General features: G+C 60.4%; 18 protein-coding genes. 16 read left to right on the top strand and 2 right to left on the bottom strand.

The annotated features are described in order from the left end of the window. Window positions 1-202: 202 nt before the first annotated feature. The 3 genes from KHU30_RS07310 to KHU30_RS07300 are packed head-to-tail and all read left to right on the top strand — an operon-like array spanning window position 203 to window position 4,045. Window positions 203-1,447: an SfnB family sulfur acquisition oxidoreductase gene (locus KHU30_RS07310; protein WP_211441892.1), complete on the top strand. Its 1,245-nt coding sequence runs from the start codon at window positions 203-205 to the stop codon at window positions 1,445-1,447. A gap of 4 nt (window positions 1,448-1,451) precedes the next feature. Next, complete coding sequence (locus KHU30_RS07305; protein WP_211441891.1) at window positions 1,452-2,660, top strand: SfnB family sulfur acquisition oxidoreductase; 1,209 nt, start codon at window positions 1,452-1,454, stop codon at window positions 2,658-2,660. A gap of 8 nt (window positions 2,661-2,668) precedes the next feature. Further along, on the top strand, window positions 2,669-4,045 hold the full coding sequence (locus KHU30_RS07300; RefSeq protein WP_211441890.1) for an LLM class flavin-dependent oxidoreductase: 1,377 nt from the start codon (window positions 2,669-2,671) through the stop codon (window positions 4,043-4,045). A gap of 297 nt (window positions 4,046-4,342) precedes the next feature. Here the strand turns inward: KHU30_RS07300 and KHU30_RS07295 are convergent, their stop codons facing one another. Beyond that, a complete protein-coding gene (locus KHU30_RS07295) occupies window positions 4,343-5,056 on the bottom strand; it encodes a phosphatase PAP2 family protein (protein ID WP_211441889.1) in 714 nt (237 codons plus the stop codon). Window positions 5,057-6,029: 973 nt separating this feature from the next. Continuing rightward, entirely contained in the window at window positions 6,030-6,239 is a 210-nt protein-coding gene (locus KHU30_RS07290; protein WP_211441888.1) for a hypothetical protein, read from the bottom strand. Between KHU30_RS07290 and epsL the strand changes: the two genes are divergently transcribed. The 13 genes from epsL to KHU30_RS07225 all read left to right on the top strand — a co-directional run bounded on the left by epsL (window position 6,233) and on the right by KHU30_RS07225 (window position 20,685). Continuing rightward, window positions 6,233-7,483 carry an XrtB/PEP-CTERM-associated polysaccharide biosynthesis outer membrane protein EpsL gene (gene epsL, locus KHU30_RS07285; RefSeq protein WP_230427219.1) on the top strand — a complete coding sequence of 417 codons (1,251 nt, stop codon included), beginning with the start codon at window positions 6,233-6,235 and terminating at the stop codon, window positions 7,481-7,483. The two genes, KHU30_RS07290 and epsL, sit on opposite strands and share 7 nt — an antisense overlap. A 9-nt stretch (window positions 7,484-7,492) precedes the next feature. After that, the gene (locus KHU30_RS07280) at window positions 7,493-8,875 is read left to right on the top strand and encodes an undecaprenyl-phosphate glucose phosphotransferase (RefSeq protein WP_211441887.1); all 1,383 of its coding nucleotides are present in this window, start codon (window positions 7,493-7,495) and stop codon (window positions 8,873-8,875) included. A 76-nt stretch (window positions 8,876-8,951) separates the two neighbouring features. Beyond that, window positions 8,952-9,467, top strand: coding sequence for a hypothetical protein (locus tag KHU30_RS07275; protein ID WP_211441886.1), 516 nt, complete (start codon window positions 8,952-8,954; stop codon window positions 9,465-9,467). Window positions 9,468-9,602: 135 nt separating this feature from the next. Next, the gene (locus KHU30_RS07270) at window positions 9,603-10,508 is read left to right on the top strand and encodes an EpsD family peptidyl-prolyl cis-trans isomerase (protein WP_211441885.1); all 906 of its coding nucleotides are present in this window, start codon (window positions 9,603-9,605) and stop codon (window positions 10,506-10,508) included. A gap of 55 nt (window positions 10,509-10,563) precedes the next feature. Next, window positions 10,564-11,352, top strand: a complete 789-nt coding sequence (epsE, locus tag KHU30_RS07265; RefSeq protein WP_230411351.1) for a polysaccharide export protein EpsE — start codon at window positions 10,564-10,566, stop codon at window positions 11,350-11,352. 56 nt (window positions 11,353-11,408) lie between these two features. Further along, window positions 11,409-12,800: a chain length determinant protein EpsF gene (epsF, locus tag KHU30_RS07260; RefSeq protein ID WP_211441883.1), complete on the top strand. Its 1,392-nt coding sequence runs from the start codon at window positions 11,409-11,411 to the stop codon at window positions 12,798-12,800. A 29-nt stretch (window positions 12,801-12,829) separates the two neighbouring features. Next, window positions 12,830-13,702 carry a chain length determinant protein tyrosine kinase EpsG gene (gene epsG / locus KHU30_RS07255; RefSeq protein ID WP_211441882.1) on the top strand — a complete coding sequence of 291 codons (873 nt, stop codon included), beginning with the start codon at window positions 12,830-12,832 and terminating at the stop codon, window positions 13,700-13,702. A 17-nt stretch (window positions 13,703-13,719) separates the two neighbouring features. After that, window positions 13,720-15,024, top strand: a complete 1,305-nt coding sequence (locus KHU30_RS07250; protein ID WP_211441881.1) for a polysaccharide polymerase — start codon at window positions 13,720-13,722, stop codon at window positions 15,022-15,024. Next, window positions 15,014-16,135 carry a glycosyltransferase family 4 protein gene (locus KHU30_RS07245; protein ID WP_230427218.1) on the top strand — a complete coding sequence of 374 codons (1,122 nt, stop codon included), beginning with the start codon at window positions 15,014-15,016 and terminating at the stop codon, window positions 16,133-16,135. Before KHU30_RS07250 ends, KHU30_RS07245 begins: the two co-directional genes overlap by 11 nt. A 30-nt stretch (window positions 16,136-16,165) precedes the next feature. Then, window positions 16,166-17,239 carry an acyltransferase family protein gene (locus KHU30_RS07240; protein WP_211441880.1) on the top strand — a complete coding sequence of 358 codons (1,074 nt, stop codon included), beginning with the start codon at window positions 16,166-16,168 and terminating at the stop codon, window positions 17,237-17,239. After that, window positions 17,236-18,261, top strand: coding sequence for a glycoside hydrolase family 5 protein (locus KHU30_RS07235; RefSeq protein WP_211441878.1), 1,026 nt, complete (start codon window positions 17,236-17,238; stop codon window positions 18,259-18,261). The genes KHU30_RS07240 and KHU30_RS07235 overlap by 4 nt, the downstream gene beginning before the upstream one ends. A 49-nt stretch (window positions 18,262-18,310) precedes the next feature. After that, window positions 18,311-19,147 (top strand): glycosyltransferase family 2 protein, encoded by an 837-nt coding sequence (locus KHU30_RS07230; protein ID WP_230427217.1) that lies wholly within the window; start codon window positions 18,311-18,313, stop codon window positions 19,145-19,147. 44 nt (window positions 19,148-19,191) lie between these two features. Next, entirely contained in the window at window positions 19,192-20,685 is a 1,494-nt protein-coding gene (locus KHU30_RS07225; RefSeq protein ID WP_329956645.1) for a lipopolysaccharide biosynthesis protein, read from the top strand. Window positions 20,686-20,724 lie beyond the last annotated feature (39 nt).

The raw sequence follows: 20,724 nt of genomic DNA, 5'->3' as shown, positions 1-20,724 counted from the left end.
CTCCCTGAACAAGTCTTTCAGTCCTGTCGTTGTGACCGTGCTGCAGGCAATCTGCAAGCGCTGAACGCCGGCAAAGCAATTTCCGCATACTCTCACGCGTTTTTCTTATTGGACGCCTGTCGCCTCTGCGCGCTATCGTTTTCTCTTGGCAACCGGCGGCAACCACAAGTTGCCGTCAACTGCGCTACCAGAGAGGTGATTCATGTCGTCTATCGCGACAACAGCAACGGATGCAAGCCAGGCAGACCTGTTACCCCGGGTTTTGCCGGCCCATCGCATCAGCAGGGACCAGGAAGCGCTCGATATCGCCCGCGAGCTGGCGGCCGAGTTCCGCTTAGAGGCCAGCGTGCGCGACAGCCAGCGCCGCCTGCCCTGGGCCGAAATCGAAAAATTCTCCGCCAGCGGACTGGGCGGCATCACGGTGCCGCGCGAGTTCGGCGGCGCCCAGGTTTCTTACCGCACGCTGGCGGAAGTGTTCCGCCTGCTGTGCGCCGCCGATCCGGCGCTGGGACAGATTCCGCAAAACCATTTCGGCATCCTTGGCGTGGTCGCGCACAGCGCCGACGCCGCGCAAAAGGCGCGCATCTACGGCGATGTCCTGAACGGCCTGCGCATCGGCAATGCCGGACCGGAGCGCGGCACCAGGAACATCCTGGAGATGAAGGCGCGCCTCACCACAACGCCAAACGGCTATCGCCTCAACGGCAAGAAATTCTATTCCACCGGCGCCTTGTTCGCGCACTGGGTGCCGGTCAAGGCGCTGGACGACCAGGGCCAGCCGGTGCTGGTGTTCGTCAAGCGCGGCACACCCGGCCTGACCATCGTCGACGACTGGTCAGGATTTGGCCAGCGCACCACGGCCAGCGGCACGGTGCTGCTGGAAAACCTGGCGGTGGCCGCGGAAAACGTGCTGCCGCTGCGCAAGCTGGCAGAACAGGCGGGCATCCAGGGACCGGCCTCGCAGCTGATCCAGGCCGCGATCGACGCCGGCATTGCCGCAGCCGCCATCGAAGACACCGTGCATTTCGTGCGCAGCCGCTCGCGGCCATGGGCCGACAGCGGGGTGGAGCGCGCCAGCGACGATCCTTATGTCATCCGCGACATCGGCGACCTGAAGATCCGCCTGCATGCGGCCAATGCATTGCTGGGCAAGGCCGCTGCCGCGCTGGACCAGATTTCAACCGTAGCGATCGATGCGGATGCCTCCGCCCGCGCCTCGATTGCGGTCGCCAAAGCCAAGGTGCTGACCACCGAGATAGCCTTGCTCGCCAGCGAAAAGCTGTTCGAGCTGGCCGGTTCGGCATCGACCCTGGCGGAACACAACCTGGACCGCCATTGGCGCAATGCCCGCACCCATACCTTGCACGATCCGGTGCGCTGGAAGCTGCACGCCATCGGCAACTATCTGCTGAACGGCATCGCGCCCGCGCGCCATTCCTGGAACTGACGCCATGACGACTTCTATCAACGCCGCCGCCGGACCGGTGGTGCGAATTCTCGACGATATCCAGGCGATTGCGGCAGCGCGCGCGCTGGCAGCCTCATTCACGCGCGAGGCCAGCCGGCGCGATAGCGAGCGGCGCCTGCCGCTGCATGAGCTGGAGCAGTTTTCCCGTTCCGGCCTGTGGGGGATTTCCGTGCCGCGCGCTTATGGCGGCGCCGGCGTCTCCCACGTTACGCTGGCCGAGGTGATCGCCGCTATCGCCGCCGCCGACGGCTCGCTCGGGCAGATTCCGCAGAACCATTTCTATGCGGTCGAGATCCTGCGGGTCAACGGCAGCGAGGCGCAAAAGCGCTATTACTTCGAACGCATCCTGGCCGGCGAGCGTTTCGGCAACGCCCTGGCGGAACTCGGCACGCGTACTTCGCAGGAGCGGCGCACGCGTTTGAGCAAGGATGGCGACGGGTTCCGTATCAACGGCCGCAAATTCTATGCCACCGGCGCGCTGTATGCGCACCGGATTCCGGTTTCGGCGATCGACGACGACGGCGTCCAGCAACTGGCCATCGTCAAGCGCGATGCCGAGGGCGTCAAGGTGATCGACGACTGGTCCGGCTTCGGCCAGCGCACTACCGGCAGCGGTTCCGTGGTGTTCGATAATGTCTGGGTAACTGCGGAGGAAGTATTGCCGTTCCAGAGCGCTTTCGAGCGGCCGACTTCACTGGGGCCGGTGGCGCAACTGCTGCATGCGGCGATCGATGTCGGCATCGCCCGCGCCGCCTTGCATGACGCCGCGGTATTCGTGCGCACGCGCTCGCGCGCCTGGATCGATAGCAAGGTCGAGCGCGCCATCGACGATCCGCTGACAGTGCGCGAGTTCGGCGACCTGGCGGTGCGGCTGGCCGGCGCCGAAGCGCTGCTGGAGCTGGCCGGCGCGGCGGTCGACGCCGCTGCCTGGGATCCGACCGCGGCAACGGTGGCGGCGGCTTCGATAGCAGTGGCTGAAGCGCGCGTACTGACGACGGAAATTTCACTGGCCGCCGGCAGCAAGCTGTTCGAGCTGGCCGGCACGCAAGCGACCCTTGCCGAACACAACCTCGACCGCCACTGGCGCAACGCCCGCACCCACACGCTGCACGATCCGGTGCGCTGGAAGTATCACGCGGTCGGCAACTACTATCTCAACGAAAAGAATCCGCCGCGCCACGGCGCCATCTGATTAAATCTATGCCGAAGAAGCAAATCCGCCTGAACGCTTTCAACATGAATTGCGTCGGGCACATCAACCATGGCCTGTGGACGCACCCGCGCGACCGTTCCAGCGAATACACCAGCCTCGAATACTGGACCGAGCAGGCCAGGCTGCTGGAGCGCGGCAAGTTCGACGGCCTGTTCCTGGCCGACATCGTCGGCGTCTATGATGTCTACCAGGGCTCGGCCGATCTCACCGTGCGAGAATCGATTCAGCTGCCGGTCAACGATCCCTTGCTGCTGGTGTCGGCCATGGCCGCCGTCACCAAGCATCTCGGCTTCGGCGTCACCGTCAACCTGACCTACGAGGCGCCGTACCTGTTCGCGCGCCGCATGTCGACCCTCGATCACCTGACCCGCGGCCGCATCGGCTGGAACATCGTCACCGGCTATCTGGACAGCGCCGCGCGCGCGATGGGACTGAGCGAACAGCCGGAACACGATGGCCGCTATGAAAGGGCGGAGGAGTTCATGCAAGTGCTCTACAAGCTGTGGGAAGGCAGCTGGGAAGACGATGCCGTGCTGCGCGACCGCCAGCGCCGGATCTTTGCCGATCCGGCCAAGGTGCACCGCATCAGCCATCGCGGCGAGCACTACCAGGTGGATGGCTATCATCTCAGCGAGCCATCGCCGCAACGCACCCCGGTGCTGTACCAGGCCGGCGCCTCGGACCGCGGCCAGCAGTTTGCCGCCGCCCACGCCGAATGCATATTCATCTCCAGCCAGAAGCCGGAGGCAGCACGCAAGCTGGCGAGCGGCTTGCGCGACCAGGCGCAGCTGGCGGGCCGCCAGCGCGGCGACCTGAAAATCTTCATGGGCATCTCGGTCGTCGTCGCGCCGACCGCCGCCGAGGCGCAAGAAAAATATGCCGAGTACTGCCGCTATGCCAATCCGGAAGCCGGCCTGGCGCATTTCGCCGCCGGCACCGGCTTCGATTTTTCCAGGTACGGCATCGACGACCCCATCAAGCCGGCCAGCAGCAACGCCATCCAGTCCTCCGCCAAGGCAGTGACAGCCGCCGATGCCGGCTGGACCGTGCGCAAGCTGCTGGACCAGCTGGCGCTGGGCGGACGTTACGCTACCATCGTCGGCTCGCCGCAGCAGGTGGCGGATCAGCTGGAAGCCTGGGTCAGGGATGCCGATATCGACGGCTTCAACCTGACGCGCACGGTGGCGCCGGAAAGCTTCGAGGACTTCATCGACCTGGTGATCCCGGAGTTGCAGGCGCGCGGTTCCTACAAGCTGGATTACGAAGAGGGAACCTTGCGCGAGAAATTGTTTGAACCCGGGCAGCCGGCCTTGCCCGCCAGGCATCCGGCCGCTGGCTACCGGCAGGCCGTCCGCGCCGATTGATACTTTCCTGCAACATGACAAATCTTGCTTGCCGTTCACCCTTTTAGGATGGGCACCAGTGCCCATGCGTAACCGCGATAACCGGAGCGAAGGCCTGCACGGCTTTCTCTGTTAGCCAGCGTACATACCAAGGCCGAATTGATCGATATCCTGTCTGCACTTTCCGGCCAAGACTGTCAGGCAGGCCCGCATTTTCTTGGAATGACATGACCGTTTCCCCAGGAAATTCTTCGCGCCCGATCATTGTCGAGGCGCTTGCGTAATGCCTGGAGCGGCATGTCAGATGTCCGGACAACCCTATCTTGGAAAGTATTTCACTATGCCCTCGAGAAGAAGGCGGATGTCGCCGAACAGCGTGCCTATTTCAACGCTGATGATGAACAAGGCGGTCTGGAAGGCCGCCGGATATTTTGCCAGCAGCATGCTGCTGTGCTTGTCGTATAGAGCGATGACGCTGCTGCGGCTGGACAGCGCTACGCAGGCTATGCCAAGGATGCCGCCTGCAATGATGTCCGTAGGGTAGTGCAAGCCAAGATATACCCGGGGCAGTGCGATGAAAAGCAGGACGTAAAGATAGACCAGCAGGCCAGCGGATCTTGAAATCAAGTAGATCCCTGTCGCCAGGCTGAAAAACAAGGCCGCATGGTCGCTGGGAAAGGAGCTCCAGATATACAAGGCCTGGCTTTCCGGCGCCGGCAAGCCGATGTGCGCGTGATATGAGAGTGCGCTGCTGGCAAAAGGGCGCGGCTGGTAAGGGCCGAGATTGTTTGCGAGCCTGGCAATCAGCACGGCAGCTACGCAGCCTAGCAAGGTGGCGATGATGATGCGTCTGCTATTGGATTTTGGATCGGCATCCCTGAACCAGAAATACCACAATATGCCCATGATAGGCAGGCCCTTGAACAAGTTGGAGCCGGAAATATAGTGAACGATCTGGTTGAAAGGCGCCGACATGGTCGTGAACTGAGATAGCCAATTCATCGCGGCAATATCCGCATTGTTGTTCCACATGATGTCTGTTTTTCCTTGAAAAAATTCGTCTGCTTATTAGAGGCGATAAGGAGCGATAAGAGTCGATGCTTTGGAAACAGGTTCGGTTTATTGAATATACGATTTATATGATTTCCATGATTTAATCCGCCGCATCGATTTGTGTAAAGCTATTTTTTTGTGCTTATTTGCTGCTTCGCAGCACATGGCTTTTGTAATGGAAAACCGGCATCAGGAAAGAAGTGACAGATTTTTTTCTGATGGCGAAAAATGTCGTCGCTGGTTTTTTTGTACATCTGAATTTATGTGCGCATATTCTGTCATAAATATTTTGAATAGTCTGAAAGTCCTTTTATTTATTGATCTCCGGCACATGCTGCGAGAAATTCAATGGATTGGAGATTTGATGTTTTTATGTATTTTTAAACAGTCAACGAAGTAGTTGTCAACGTGAGAACTGACAAAAAGTAAGATGTAACAAATCGTTTCAATGACGAACTAAGCTTTCGTGATGGGGGTCATTATGTTGTCGTGCAACATGCATTCGCAATGCGATTATTTCAGAAATACAGATCGAAACCTGGCGTTATCGGATCGTAACAAACTGACGTTGGTGCCAACTTTATTCAGATTACAGTACGAGCCGCAACTGGCTCCATGAGTATCTTGTTAAGGGAAATATCATGCGAAAAATCGCTCACCGTTTTTGTAAGAATTCCAATCCTCCTGGAGTACCGGCGTCTGGCGCGCAAGACCTGAAGCGTTTCCAGAAAATCGATGTCCGCATGTCGTACATCGTACGCAATCGTCTGAACGGCATTTCCTTTTTTTCCTTCCACCCGCTCTTGTTTCATCCGATATCGCAGTTGCCGTCAGCAGTTTGACGGCAGGCAGGCATTGTTGTCTGTAGCACAGTTCCAGCTCTCCGTAACTGGTAGTCAAGCCGGAATTCCGTCCGCAGCCTGGGGCGATATACCCGGTTTCTTCGCAATACTCAATCTTTGATCGCTTGATGGTTTTCCAAAAAAGCGAATCGATCCATAAGCGGCAATAAGCGGCAGATTACGCCGCGCCGCTTGCCTGGTAAAAAAATATCAATATCACGCCAGCCTGGATCGATGCATTTATGACGCAGCCGCTGCGTTAGAGAGGTGTGTAATGAACAGGCGTTCAAAATCCTGTAGCGAGCTTTACCGAATGCCATGGCAGATCGTTTTACTGATACCGATATGCTCTTGCGCCGCAACCCAGGCCAGCGCCGCCGACCTGGTGCCAACCGATATCATGCCGCCCGCCGACATCGTCCAGCCGCCGGCGGATGCGGTCACTCCCTATGCCGGCTACAGCGTCGGCTACGACAGCAATCTGCTGCGGTTGCAGAATTCCGCGGCGGCGCAGGCGATGGGGATAGGCAGCGATCTGTCCGATACCACGCAGCGCTACCTGTTCGGGCTGGCGGTTGACAAAACGCTCAGCCGGCAGCACCTGACGGCGAACTTGAACGTCGCTAAAGTGGATTACGACCGCTTTGATCAGCTCAATCATCTCGACAAGAATCTCGCCGCAAACTGGAACTGGCATGCAGGCGACCATTTCGAAGGCAATATCGGCGCCAATTATTCGGAAGGATTGACACCGTTCATCGACTTCCATCTGCTGGAGCGAAATATACGCACGCAGGAAAAAGTCTATGCCGACGGTTCCTGGCAATTCCATCCCAGCTGGCGCGTGCGCGGCGGCCTGGAGTACAGCAAGTTGAAATACGACCTGGTGTCGCAGCAGCCGGCCGACAACAACCAGAACCAGACTGAACTGGGCCTGGATTATCTCGCCGCCAGCGGCAGCACGATCGGCCTGCAGCTGCGTCACACGCACGCCGATTTCCCGAATCCCGAGCTGGACAACGGCTTGCAGGTGTTCAACGGCTATAACCAGGATGAAGTGAAGGCCAAGATAGACTGGCTGTTGAGCGGCAAGACGCAGCTGCACTTCCTCGGCGGCTGGGTCAGCCGGAAGCAGGATGCGCTTCCAGTCAGGGATTTCAGCGGCGTCAACACGCGCCTCTCCGCCGACTGGTCGCCGACCGGCAAGATCAAGCTCACCGTCGCCGGCTGGCGCGAGATAGGCGCAGTGGACGATCTCTCCACCGTCTATTCGCTGAACCATGGCGCCAGCCTGGCCTCGGCCTGGCAGTATTCGGAAAAAGTCCAACTGGTGGCACAGTACAAATATCAAAAAAGAGATTTCGGCCAGTCCTCCGGATCCGGCACCTTCGGTTCCATCAATCAAAACGATGTACTGCGCGATGCCGCGCTGAGCGTAGTGTACAACCCGACCCTGCGCTGGCGCGTCCAGCTGTCCGGCATCCGCAGCACGCAGACCTTGAGAAATGCGCCGGGCGGCTTCGTGAGCAACGGCGTGATGCTCAATACGCGCTATGCATTCTAGGGGCCGGCAATGACTGAGAACGACATCCCCCTGGTTTCGTTTTTCAAGCGCCTGCTTGACCCGGCGATTATCCTTGGCTCGCTGTACCTGATCGTCCTGACGCAGAATGAAATATTCACCGGCGACTATCTGCTCCTGATGATCATCGCCTTCTTTATATCTTCCTATGTCTACGAGCAGATCGACCTGTACCGCACCCTGCATATCGGCAAGCAGCTCGGCTACGCCGGCGATATTTTCATGGGCTGGGCGGCCACCGTCGTCATCCTTGTCCTGATAGGGCAGGGAACCGGGCTGCGCTACGAGTTTTCCGACAGCGTCATCCTGGCCTGGTTTGCGCTGGCGCCGTTCGCATTGCTGCTGAGCCGCCTTACCGCGCACATGCTGGCCTTCCATTTCGGCAAGGAGCTGAAGCTGCGCTCGGCGATCATCGTCGGTTCCAATGATCCGATCGACGATGTGCTCAAGTGCCTGGCCTCGGGCAGCAATGCCGGCATCGACATGCGCGGCTTCTTCGACGACCGCAACCAGGCCGAGCGTCCGGCCGGCATGAGCTGCCCGCATCTGGGCGCCATCGCGGACGTCGGCGCTTATGTGCGCGCCCACAAGATACGCACCATATTCATCTGCCTGCCGATGTCGGCGCAGCCACGGGTGCTGGCTCTGATGGAAGAATTGCGCGACACCACGGCGTCGGTCTATTTTGTACCCGATATCTATACCTTCGGCCTGATACAGGCCCGGCTCGACCACATCGCCGGGATTCCGGTCATCGGCATCTGCGAAACCCCTTTCATCGGCTTGCGCGGCGTCTTGAAGCGCGGCAGCGACATAGTCCTGGCGCTGCTGATCCAGATCATGCTGCTGCCGATCATGCTGGTCATCGCGATCGGGGTAAAACTTTCTTCGCCTGGGCGGATCATCTTTGCGCAACGCCGCTACGGCTTGAACGGCGAAGAAATCATCGTCTACAAATTTCGCTCGATGACGGTTGCCGAAGACGGCGCGGTAGTCGACCAGGCCAAGAAGAACGATGTCCGCGTGACGCGCTTCGGCGGTTTCCTGAGGCGCACGTCCCTGGATGAATTGCCGCAGTTTTTCAATGTGCTGCAAGGGCGCATGAGCATCGTCGGGCCGCGTCCGCATGCGGTCGCCCACAACGAGATGTATCGCAAGCTGATCAAGGGCTACATGCTGCGGCACAAGGTCAAGCCGGGCATCACCGGCTGGGCCCAGGTGAACGGCTACCGCGGCGAGACCGACACGCTGGACAAGATGCGCTCGCGGATCGAATTCGACCTGGAATACCTGCGCAACTGGTCGTTGGCGCTGGATCTGTGGATCATCGTGCGCACGGTCAAAGAGGTATTGAAAAAGGACAGCGCTTACTAGCGCGCATCAGGCTATGAAGAAATACGATCAATTCGATTAATACGGTCAATACGATGGACTTTGTCAGGAGAGAATCATGAAAAAAGTCGTGCTGTCGATGGGCTTGCTGCTGGCGGCCTATTACGCTCCGCTGATGGCCGCGGCCCCGGTTTTCCAGCTGCACGGGCAACGGCAGGAGGCGGAAAATGCGTCCGCGGCGTACGCCTATGCGTCGCAAGCCGAGGCCGCCGGTTCTGCTTCCGCTATCGCTGCCATGGTGGCGCCGGTGCCCGCCGCAGCGGCCGGGGAGGATGCATTTTCCGCACAGGGCGGCCGCGCCTGGCCTGCTGCCGGCATCGTTCCCGTGGCTTTTTCAAGTGCGCCCAAGCCGCTCCAGGTTCCCAGGAAGGCGGCCGCCGGGATGAATGCGTCGGACGAGCTGCTGTTCTATTTCCTCAAGGACTTCAGGGCAAGGCCGCCGCAAAAGCCGGCGCGCTGGGCCGTGCTGTTCATCGCGCTCAGTTTCCTGTTGTACCAGGTCCGCCGGCGCCCCATGCGCACCTCCATCGGTTTCGGTTCGGCGTCGCGGCTGGCCGGGCAGCATGCTGCCTGACGGTGCGCGCAAGCGCATCGATGGGAATCGTCTTGTCAACAAGAGTCGGGGAGTCGGATTTTGATGTGCTCTGAACGCATTGGCAGCAAATCATTCGTCAATAACGTATTAGGCGTGAAAGGAATAGGCATTCTGATGCTGCTTACCGTAATAAATTTATCTGCCTGCGACGACCAGAAAAAGAAAAGCGGCCAGGTAGTGGCCAGGATCAACGGCGAAGAGATCACTGCTCCTCAGCTGGAGGCTGAGCTGCGCTATGCAAGCAGGCTGCAGGACGATGGCGCCGCGCCGCGGCAAGCCATGCGCGAGCAAGCCGTGGAAGCCTTGATCGACCGCCAGCTGCTGCTGGGCGAAGCCCTGCGCAACAAGATCGACCGCGATCCGGCGTTGATATTGATCATCGAGCGCTTCAAGACCCAGGCCATCGTGCAGGCTTACCTCGAATCCAAGGCGGGAAACCAGGAGCAGCCCGGCAAGGCCGAAATCGACGGCTATTTTCAAGCGCATCCGGAGATGTTTTCCCGTCGCAAGGTATTTGAGGTGGAGCAGCTGATCATCGCCGACCAGGATTTCAGCGCGCCGCTGAAAGCCATGATGGATACGTCGAAGTCGCTCAGCCAGGTGGCCGCATGGCTGCAGAAGAACAAGATCGCCCATGTGCAAAGACAGTATTCGTACAGCAGCGCGGACTTGCCGCCGGAAGTAGGCAACCGGCTGCAGACGCTGGGCAGGAGCCGCCTGTTTGTCATGAAGGACGGGCAGCGAGATCTATTGTGCGCCTTGACCGAACTGCGTGACAGCCCGGTTGCGGCGGACGCCGCCAGGCCGCAGATCGAGCGTTACCTGATGAACAAGAAGATGCAGGAAATCGCCCTTGCCGAAATCACTCGCTTGCGTTCGGCCGCCAAGCTTGAATACATGGAGAAGCCGGCGGGCAGCATCGACAGCAGGGGCATGCCGGTGGCGGCGACGTCGCCGGGCAAGCAGCAGGCCGAGGTGAACAAGAGCATGGAAGTGTCCGGCGTGGCGGGGTTCAAATGAGCAGCCTGACGCCGCTTGCCGGAATCAACAATAGATGAATGGGATGGCCATCATGATGAGACGAACTTACCTGTGCCTGCTGGCGTTGCTGGCGGCGCTTTCTATCAATGCCGCCAATGCGGCGGACACGCCGATCGGTCCCGGCGACGGCTTGAAGATTTCGGTATTCGGGAATCCCGACCTGAGCCTGGAAACCAAGGTCAGCGACGCCGGCAACATCACGTTTCCGCTGATCGGCGCGGTCGGCATCGGCGGCTTGTCGACTGCCGAGGCCGAGAAAAAAATCTCCGGAATGCTGATCGAGGGCGGCTTCCTGCGCAAGGCGGAGGTCAATATCACGGTGACCGAGCTGCAGAGCCAGCAGGTATCGATACTCGGCCAGGTGCTGCATCCGGGGCGCTACGCGATTGCCGGCAAGCGCAGCGTGACCGACATGCTGGCGATGGCCGGCGGCGTCGGCCCCGAGGGCGGCGATACCGCCGTGGTGATACGCACCCGCAACGGCAAGACCAGCAAGCAGGTAGTCAATCTGCAGGACATGATCCAGGCAGCCGACATGAAGGCGAACCTGGACCTGGTCAACGGCGACATGATCTATGTCGACCGCGCGCCCAAATTCTATATCTACGGCGAAGTGCAGCATCCCGGCGGCTACCGGCTGGAACGCAACATGACTATCGCCCAGGCCTTGTCGATCGGCGGCGGCCTGACGCCGCGCGGCACCGAGCGCGGAGTGCGCATCAAGCGGCGCGACAGCAACGGCAATTTCCTGATGATAGACGCCAAGCGCGACGAAGTATTGCAGACGGACGATGTCGTTTATGTGAAAGAGAGCCTGTTCTGATGCTTGTTTCGATTCATTTGTCGGCCTGTTCACGCCGTTACTAGAGAGGAGCTTTCATGACTTTCCCACAGCTTCTAAGCATCCTGCGCGCACGCCACAAGGTGATCTTGCTGACCTTGCTGATCGCGGTGGCGGCGACCGCCGCAGTCAGTTTCGCCTTGCCCAGGATTTACCGGACCTCAGCGACGCTGCTGCTTAACTACAAGGGCACCGATCCGGTGTCCGGCCGCGTGCTGCCGGCGCAGCTGGTGTCCGGCTATACCGCTACCCAGGTCGATATCGTCGGCAGCAGGAGCGTGGCCTTGAAGGCGGTCGACATGCTTGGCCTGGCCGACAATCCGGTCACCCAGCAGCGCTTCAGGCAGCTGGCCAACGGCAAGGGTTCGATCCGCGATTGGCTGGCCGATTCCCTGCTGAAGATGATCGAAGTGGCGCCTTCGCGCGAGAGCAGCATGATAGAAATCACCGCCAAGGGCAGCGATCCGGCATTTGCGGCGCAGGTGGCGAACGGCATCGCGGCGGCTTACCAGCAGCTCAATCTGCAGATCAAGGTCGAGCCCTTGCAGCAGGCCGCCAAGTATTTCACGCAGCAGACCAAGGCTTTGCGCGTCGAGCTGGAGCAAGCCCAGGACAAGATGTCGCGCTACCAGCAAGAGCACGGCCTGGTCAGCGCCGACAGTCACCTGGATGTCGAGACTGCGCGCTTGAATGAGTTGTCCAGCCAGCTGGTGCTGGCGCAAGGGCAGGGGGCGGAAGCCTCGTCGCGCGGCAGCCAGGCCATGGGGCGCGGCGGCCGCGATTCGCCGGACGTGATTTCGAACGTGCTGGTGCAGAACCTGAAAGCATCGCTGGCGACGGCGGAAGGGAAGTTCGCCTTGCTGTCGCAGAACCTGGACCGCAACCACCCGCAGTACCAGGCCGCCAAGGCAGAGGTCGACCAGTTGCGCTCCGAACTCAACAGCAGCATCAGCTCCGCCAATGCCGGCGCCGCCAATAACGCCCGGATCCAGCGCCAGCGCGAGGGCGAGATCCGCGCCGCACTGTCGGCGCAAACCGCCAAGGTGCTGCAGCTGAACCGTGCCCGCGATGAATTGTCGGTGCTGGCCAAGGATGTCGAGAGTGCGCAGCATGCCTACGATGCCGCCGCCCAGCGCTTGAGCCAGACTGAACTGGAAGGGCAGTCGAACCAGTCCGACGTCTCTGTGCTGAGCCCGGCCACCGTGCCGACCCGGCCCGCCAGTCCGAATGTCCCGCTCAACATGGTGCTGTCGCTGCTGTTCGGCAGCATGTTTGGACTGGCCCTGGCGGTGCTGGCGGAAATGGCGAACCGGCGCATCAGGAGCGGCAGCGACCTGCTCAATGTGCTGGATGCGCCGGTGCTGGGCGCCATCGTCTGGCAAAAGCCGGCACGCAGGATCGCATTCCCGCAACTTTTTTTGTCGCGATGATCGCGCGCCAACCGGAAAGGTGAAGCAATATGAATAAGCCGGTCAGTCCTCTCTTCGGCAGCGCAATGGGGTCCCGCAAGGACGGCAATATGGGCCGCATGCTGGTGGAACAAGGGAAACTCACGCTGGAACAGGCCGAACGCGTAAGGCGTCTGCAACAGGAACAAGGGCTGCGTTTCGGCGAAGCGGCGCTGCAGCTGGGCCTGGTCAGCGAACTGGATATCCAGCAAGTGCTGTCGCGCCAGTTCGGCTACCCCTATCAGGACAGCGCAGGAAACTATCCGGAGGCCCTGGTAGCCGCCTATCAGCCTTTCAGCGCAGAAGTCGAGATGCTGCGTTCGGTGCGCAGCCAGCTGATGCTGCGCTGGTTTACCGGGACGCGCAAGACGCTGGCCATCGCCAGCGTCAATGCGGGTGACGGCACCAGCCTGCTGACGGCCAACCTGGCTATCGTGTTTTCCCAGCTGGGCCTGCAGACCTTGCTGGTGGACGCCAATTTGCGCAAGCCGCGCCAGCACCGGATATTCAACCTGGCCGCCGGCCATGGCTTGGCCGACGTGCTGGCCGGGCGCTCCGGCCTGGAGCCGCTCGCGGTTGCCGAATCGTTCGCCGACCTGTCGCTGCTGCCGGCCGGCGCATCGGTGCCGAATCCCCAGGAACTGATCAATCGCTCCAGCTTCAACGCTTTGAACCAGACTTTGCGCAGCCGTTTCGACGTCATCCTGTATGACACGCCGGCCTGCTCCAGCGCAGCCGACGTCCTGACGATCGCTGCCCGCGCCGGCGGCGTGCTGCTGGTGGTGCGCAAAGACCATACCCGGACGGCCGACCTCGGCGCCTTCAGCGACCAGCTGCGCCGCAGCGGCACGGAAGTCGTCGGTTCGGTGCTGGTCAGCTTCTGATAAAAGGAATCGCATCCATGCAAGGTTTCGCAAACATCAGGGATTTCTTTTTTCCGCGTTCGGCCGGCTTGTCGCTGCCGGCCGAACGGCTGACCTGGTGGATACTGATGGCAGCCCTGCTGTACCAGGCGGTCCTGTGCGCCATCCATACCAATCTCCATGCCATTTCCACCGCCGGCGTGGTGGTTTCGGAATTTGTCATTTACCTGCTATGCATGGCAGTGCTGAGCAAGAACATCAGGCTGGAACTGGTCGCCATCGCCGCCTTGACGGCGGCCTACCTGTTCCTGCTGGCGATCATGCGCAACCAGCTCGATCCGAAGGGATTCCGGGATGCGATGATTCCCATCCTGTTCTACGGCCTCGGCCGGCAGATCGGCGATATCCGATATGCCGACCGCATCCTCAAGCTGGCGGTGCTGCTGGTGCTGGCTTTCGGCTTCCTTGAGTGGTTTTTCCTGGATTTTTATTCGCGCATCTTCAATATTTTTTCCTATTACGTCAACCAGGGCGGCCTGGCTGCCGGCTCCAACTGGGCAAAAGACAGCGTGCTGGGACTGAACGGGATACGGCCGGAGGGAATCGGCCGCACCATACTGCCGGCGCTGCTCGGCAGCCACCGCATATCCTCGATTTTCCTGGAGCCGGTGTCGCTAGGGAATTTCGCCGTGATCATTGCGGCCTGGGGCTTGGCGAAACGGCGCGAAGAAATCAAGGATACGATTTTTTTCCTGCTGGCCGCCGCCGTCATGATTGTCATGAGCGACTCGCGTTACGGCATGATCACAGTTGCGGCGCTGATCGTGCTGCGCTGCTCGCCCCTGGCCGGGAGCCGCAATTCCTGGCTGATCGTGCTGCCCTTGCTGAGCGCGCTGATGCTGCTGCTGATAGGCGCGCTGTTTGACGGCGGTTACAGCGACAGTTTCCTGGGCAGGCTGTATGTGAGCGGCCGCACGCTGCTCAACCTCAATGCCGGCATGCTGCTGGGCCTGGACGGCTACAACACCAGTTTCGGCGACATGGGCTATCCCTCTTTGCTGACGCGGCTGGGGCTGCCGCTGTGTTTCCTGTTGTGGTGCCCTTTCTGGATGCTCAAGATGGCGGACCGGCGGGGCGACCGCTTCCGCAGCTATATCACGCTGTACATCTCCCTGATCCTCTGTGTCAGCGGCACTTCGCTGTTTGCCTTGAAGACCGCCGGCATCCTCTGGTTCCTGGTCGGCTGCGCCGCGGCCGAGGCGACCGCCTCTTCTTCCTCATCCCCGGCCGGCCCGGCAGTACGGCCGACGGGTAATACCAAGGAGCAAAAAAATGCCTATTAAAGTCACGCACATCGTGCGCCAGTATTCTCCCTCCATCGGCGGCATGGAAGACGTGGTGCAGAATATCGCCAGGCAGCAGCGCGATCACCATGGCCAGCTGCCGAAAGTGGTCACGCTCAACCGTTTGTTCAGGAATTCAGCCGAATTCCTCAGTTCCGAAGCCATGGTCAACGGTGTCGCGGTGGTGCGCCTGCCGTTCCGCGGCAGCAGCAGATATCCGGTGTGCCCGAGCGTGCTGGAGCATGTCGCCGACGCCGACGTGATCCACGTACATGGCATCGATTTCTTTTTCGATTACCTGGCGCTGACCCGGCCCCTGCACAGGCGGCCGCTGGTGGCGTCGACCCATGGCGGATTCTTCCACACCAGGTTCGCCTCCAGGCTCAAGAAAATCTATTTCAACACGGTCACGCGCGCTTCATGCATGGCCTACGACAAGATCATCGCCACCAGCGGCAACGACGGCGACATGTTCTCCGGAATCGTCAGGCCGCCCAAGCTGGCCGTGATTGAAAACGGCGTCAACGTGGAAAAATACAGCGGCCGGTCGGCGCTTGAGCCTACGCGGACGTTGATCTATTTCGGCCGCTGGTCCATCAACAAGGGCCTGCTCGAAACACTGGCCTTGTTCCAGCAGCTTGCGCAGCGCCAGTCCGGCTGGAAACTGATTATCGCTGGCCGCGAATACGACCACAGCGCGGAAGAATTGCAGGCATGGGCCAACCGGGAGCGGCTGGCGGACGCGGTGCGGATCGTCGCGAATCCTTCCGACCATGAACTGGCGGCGCTCATGGCGCAGTCCAGCTATTTCATCTGCCTGTCCAGGCATGAGGGCTTCGGCATCGCGCCGATAGAGGCGATGAGCGCCGGCCTGACGCCGGTCTTGAGCGATATCCCGCCATTTCGCAACCTGCTGGAACAATCCGGAGCGGGCTTGCTGCTGTCGGCGCAAGACCCAGGGCAAAACATAAGCCGCCTGCTGGCCCTGCACCAAGAGGTGCAGATGAATTACGCGCAGCGGCGGACCCAGATGCAGCAATTCGTGGAACGTTACGACTGGCGCAGCATCGCCGAAAAATATATCGATGTATACAAGGAGCTGGTGCCTTGAGACGACAGCTGACGGCATCCGGTGCAAGCCATGGATAGAGAAAAAATCGATGCAATCACGGGATTGCGCGGACTGGCGGCGCTGCTGGTGGTGTACGGCCACGCGCTGGATTGGTTCGCGCTGCCCTGGAAAAATCATCTTTCCGGGGAAATCGGCGTGACGATCTTCTTTTCCTTGAGCGGCTTCCTGATGGCCTATCTCTACCTCGGCAAGGGATTTTCGGCGATCAACGTGGCCGACTACGCGGTTGCCCGATTTTCCCGCATCGCGCCGGCCTACCTTGCCATCCTCCTGATTTCTCTCTTCATCTGCGTCTACGTCGATCCGAATTTCGTCTACGGGATATCGGGCAAGAATATCCTGCGCCATATTTTCTTCTCGGGCAATGTATCGGTATTCTGGAGCATCACGCCGGAGGTGGAGTTCTACTTCCTGTTCGTGCTGGCATGGGCCGCGAGCAGCCGCTACCTGATCCGCGCCGACATCGCCGGACTGTTGTTCCTGGTCCTGGCCAGCGTAATCCTGTTGTCGTACCGGGATATGTTTCCGGGCACCTTCGTCGGCTCGAAACTGCATTATTTCCTGTTCGGCATGGTTGCCGGCTTGATGCGATCCCGCATCCGGAGCGCGGACCAGAGCCGCAAGCTGTTCGCCGTCCTGCATGCGCTATCGATAGCCGTGCTGATATCGATTGCGGCGGGATGGCTGCTTCTTCCGTTCTCCGGCAACCAGGCGTTCTACAACAGCATCCTCACCGCCGTATTCGGCGCCTTGCTGGTATTCGGCCTGTCTTTTCCCTCTGCCGTCGGCAATGGCTTTTTTGCAAACCGGCTCATGCTGCTATGCGGCGAATGCAGCTTTTCCATCTATCTGCTGCATATGCCGCTTATTTACCTGCTCCGCAAAATCCATCCGGAACCGATGCCGCTCGCCATCCTGCTTCCCTTGCCAATTCTGGTGCTCTTGCTTTCATGGCTCAACTATCGACTGCTTGAAAAGCCCGGAGCGCGTTTGATCAAATCGGCGGGCGCCGTATTCAAGCGGAAATTCCTTGCCCTGTTTCCGATGCCTCGGACCTTGCCTTTAGGAGGCGACACCAGATGATCAAATCCCTGTTTTCCGCTGCAGCCTTGGTTTTAGCCTTGCTGTGCCAGCCGGCGCTGGCGGCCTGCCTGGACGGCAAGCCCCTAGCCGGCGTCAACCTGAGCGGGGCCGAGTTCGCCGCCGAGAAGTTGCCCGGCAAGGTATTTACCGACTACATGTATCCAGACCTGGATGAAATGCGCCTGTTCCAGGCCATGGGCATGAACGCCTTCCGCCTGCCGTTCCTGTGGGAGAGGGTGCAGCCGCAGCTGTTCGGCGCACTGGACCAGGCCGAACTGCAGCGCATCAAGGATAGCGTTGCGGCCGCCAGCTCGATCGGCGTCTGCCTGATCCTCGACGTGCACAACTACGGCCAGTACCGCGGCAAGCCTATCGGCTCGCCGGAAGTGCCGCGCGCGGCTCTGGTCGATCTTTGGCAGCGCCTGCTGGCCAATTTCAAGGATCCGGCCAACGTCGCCTTCGACCTGATGAACGAACCGGCCAAGCTGCCGACCGCGGAATGGGCGGCGACTGCGCAAGAGACGCTGAGCGCCTTGCGCAGGAAAGGTTCGCGGCATCTGATCATGGTTCCCGGCGGCGGCTGGAGCGGAGCCCACTCCTGGTATGCCAAGGACGGCGCGGTTTCCAATGCCGACGCCTTCCGCTTCTTTCACGATCCGGCCGATAACTACATGATCGAAGTCCATCAGTACGCGGACGCGAATTTTTCCGGCACCGGCAACGACTGCGTGGAGCCCGCCCGCTTGAGCGCGATCATGGCCAACGTCGCCCTATGGGCCACTTCGACCAGGCGCCGCCTGTTTCTGGGTGAATTCGGCGTGCCGGCAAATCAGCCGTGCCTGGCAGCCTTGTCGGCAATGGCCGATGCAATGAAAGGCAATCCGGCCTGGGGCGGCTGGACCTATTGGGCCGCGGGGCAATGGCTGGGGACTTATCCGTTCAGCCTGCAGCCGGACAGCGGCGGCGAGCGGCCGCAAATGTCGATCTTGAAAAAGGCCATGCCATCCAAGGACACGCAATAGCGCCCGGCAGAGCATGCCCAGCCAGAACGCAAGACTGAAAGGAACGCAAATGAAATTTTCGCTGGTGTTAGCTACGGTAGGACGGTTTGACGAACTTGTGCGGTTTTTGGAATCGCTGGACGCGCAAGACTACCGCAACTTTGAATTGATCGTGGTCGACCAGAACAGTGACGACAGGCTGGCGGCGCTGCTGCAGCGCTATCGCCAGAAGTTCTCGCTGCGCCATGTGCGCGCGCCGGCGCGCGGCGTATCGCGCGCACGCAATCTCGGCCTGGACCTGGTGGATGGAGACGTGATCGCCTTCCCCGACGACGATTGCTGGTACCCGCCGGGCTTGCTGCAAAAGGTCGCAACCGTATTGAACGGCCATCCGGAACTGGATGGGATTACCGGCCGTTTCACCGATGGCGACGGCAATACCGAGGGCCGCTGGCTGGCAAGCAGCGTGTTGCTGGACCGCTATAACGTATGGCGCGGCGCGATTGAATTCAGCATTTTCCTGCGCCGGCGCGTGGTCGATGCGATCGGGCCGTTCGACCAGACGCTGGGTGTCGGCGCGGGTACGGCCTGGGGTGCGGCGGAGGGCACCGACTATCTTCTGCGCAGCCTGCACCATGGGTTCAAGCTCAAATTCATGGCCGACATGACTTTGCATCATCCGGTAAAGACCAGCCATTTCGATGCCGGCGCCTGCAACCGGCAGCAAAAATATGAGGCTGGAATAGGGCGTGTGATGCGCATCAACCACTATCCGTTCTGGTATTTCCCGGTGACCTGCATCAGGACTTGCTGCGGTGTCATGGTGGCGCTGGCGAGCGGTAATTTTCTCAAGGCCCGGTTCAAGTACCTGAGCGTGCTGGCGCGCATGCGCGGCTGGCGCGCGTAGCAACCAAGTGCTTGCCCGCGCCGCGATAGCCGGCGCCGGCAGCGATGCTTATCTGGAATGGGAGCGTTATGAATCAGAAGACCAGTGGCTTAGCGTCCGGATCGATATGGTCGATCGTGGACAATCTCGCACAGCAGATCATTTCCTTCGTGATCTTTGCGGTGCTGGCGCGCTTTCTGGCCCCGGATGCGTTCGGCCTGTTGACGGTCGCACATCTGTTCATCCTGTTTACCCGGCTGGTGGTGTTCGATGCGATTGCCATGCCGGTGATACGCGGCGGGACCCCGGACGACAGGCTTTATTCCTGGGTGTTTACCTGTTGCGCGGCGGCGGCCTTGCTGCTGACCGTCTTGATGTTTTTTTCCGCGGGCGTGGTTTCCTCCATGTACCGGGCGCCGGAACTGAAGCCGGTATTGCAGGGCATGAGTCTTTCGGTGTTGTTTTTTGGCCTGATGCGCGCCTACGAAGCCAGGCTGGTGCGCAACATGATGTTCCGCCAGCTGGCGATACGCTCGATCGGTTCGGTATTGACCGGCGGCGTAGCCGGCATTGCGCTTGCCGCCAGCGGCTGGGGCGCGATGTCGCTGGTGGTGCAGCAGGTGACTGGATCCGGCCTGGCGCTGGCGCTGATTGCGCTGCAAAGCCGCTGGCTGCCGCGCATCGTGTTCGACCGCGCGTTGAACAGCAAGTATTGGAACGACATCCGCCAGGTCGGCTTGACCGGCGTCTTGAGCTTTGCCAACACCAATGGCGATTCGCTGCTGGTGAGCATTTTCCTGGGACCTTACGCCACTGGCTTGTACAACCTGGCAAAGCGCGTGACCTCGTCGGTTTACATGGTGATCGCCAGCTCCATGCAGAAAGTCGCCTTGCCGGTATTTTCCGATGCGGGCGCCGACTTGTCAGCGCTCAGCCGCGGCTATCTGAAGATTGTCGGTATCACGCTGTTTTGCGTGGCTCCCTTGCTGTGCTTCCAGGCTGTGCTGGCAGAACCGCTGGTGGCAGCCGTATTCGGCGACCAATGGCTGCCGGCGGCGCCGATAGTCGGCGTACTCGCCTTGCTGTACCTGCTGTCGTCCATCGTCCATCTGAACGATTACCTGTTTTTCTCCTTGGGGAGAAACCGTGTTCCGGTACTGCTCGGCATCGCGCAACTGACGCTGGCGACCATCTTGGCTGTGAGTTTCTATCGCTTCGGCCTGTTCGGCATGAGCTTGTCGTTCTGCTGCGCCTACCTGCTGGTTTTTCCCGTATCCCAGATCCTGCTGAACCGCGCGCTCGGCCTGAACGCGCGGGCGATGTGGTACGCGCTGGCGCCGCCGCTGGTGGGCAGCATCATTCTGGTTTTAGGGCTGCTGCTTTACTTGTCGCTGATTCCGCCAGGTCTTGGCAACGTGATTCTAGTTGCGGGCGGTGTTCTTATTGCCTGTTTTTTGTACCCGTTCATGGTGGCCGTCACCGGCTGGCAGATCAGAACGGTTAACGCTTCCTGGCACGGCTTGCTGCTTTCCGCCATGCGCCTTGGCCGCATGCGATAAGCGGCCAAGGCGTAGCCATGGGCATTTGCGCGTCCTCAG

This window comes from Collimonas humicola (genome assembly GCF_018304945.1).
In the GTDB taxonomy this organism is placed as follows: Bacteria; Pseudomonadota; Gammaproteobacteria; order Burkholderiales; family Burkholderiaceae_D; genus Collimonas; species Collimonas humicola.
Note: the sequence above shows the minus strand (reverse complement) of the source record. Positions and strands in the feature narration are given on the sequence as shown.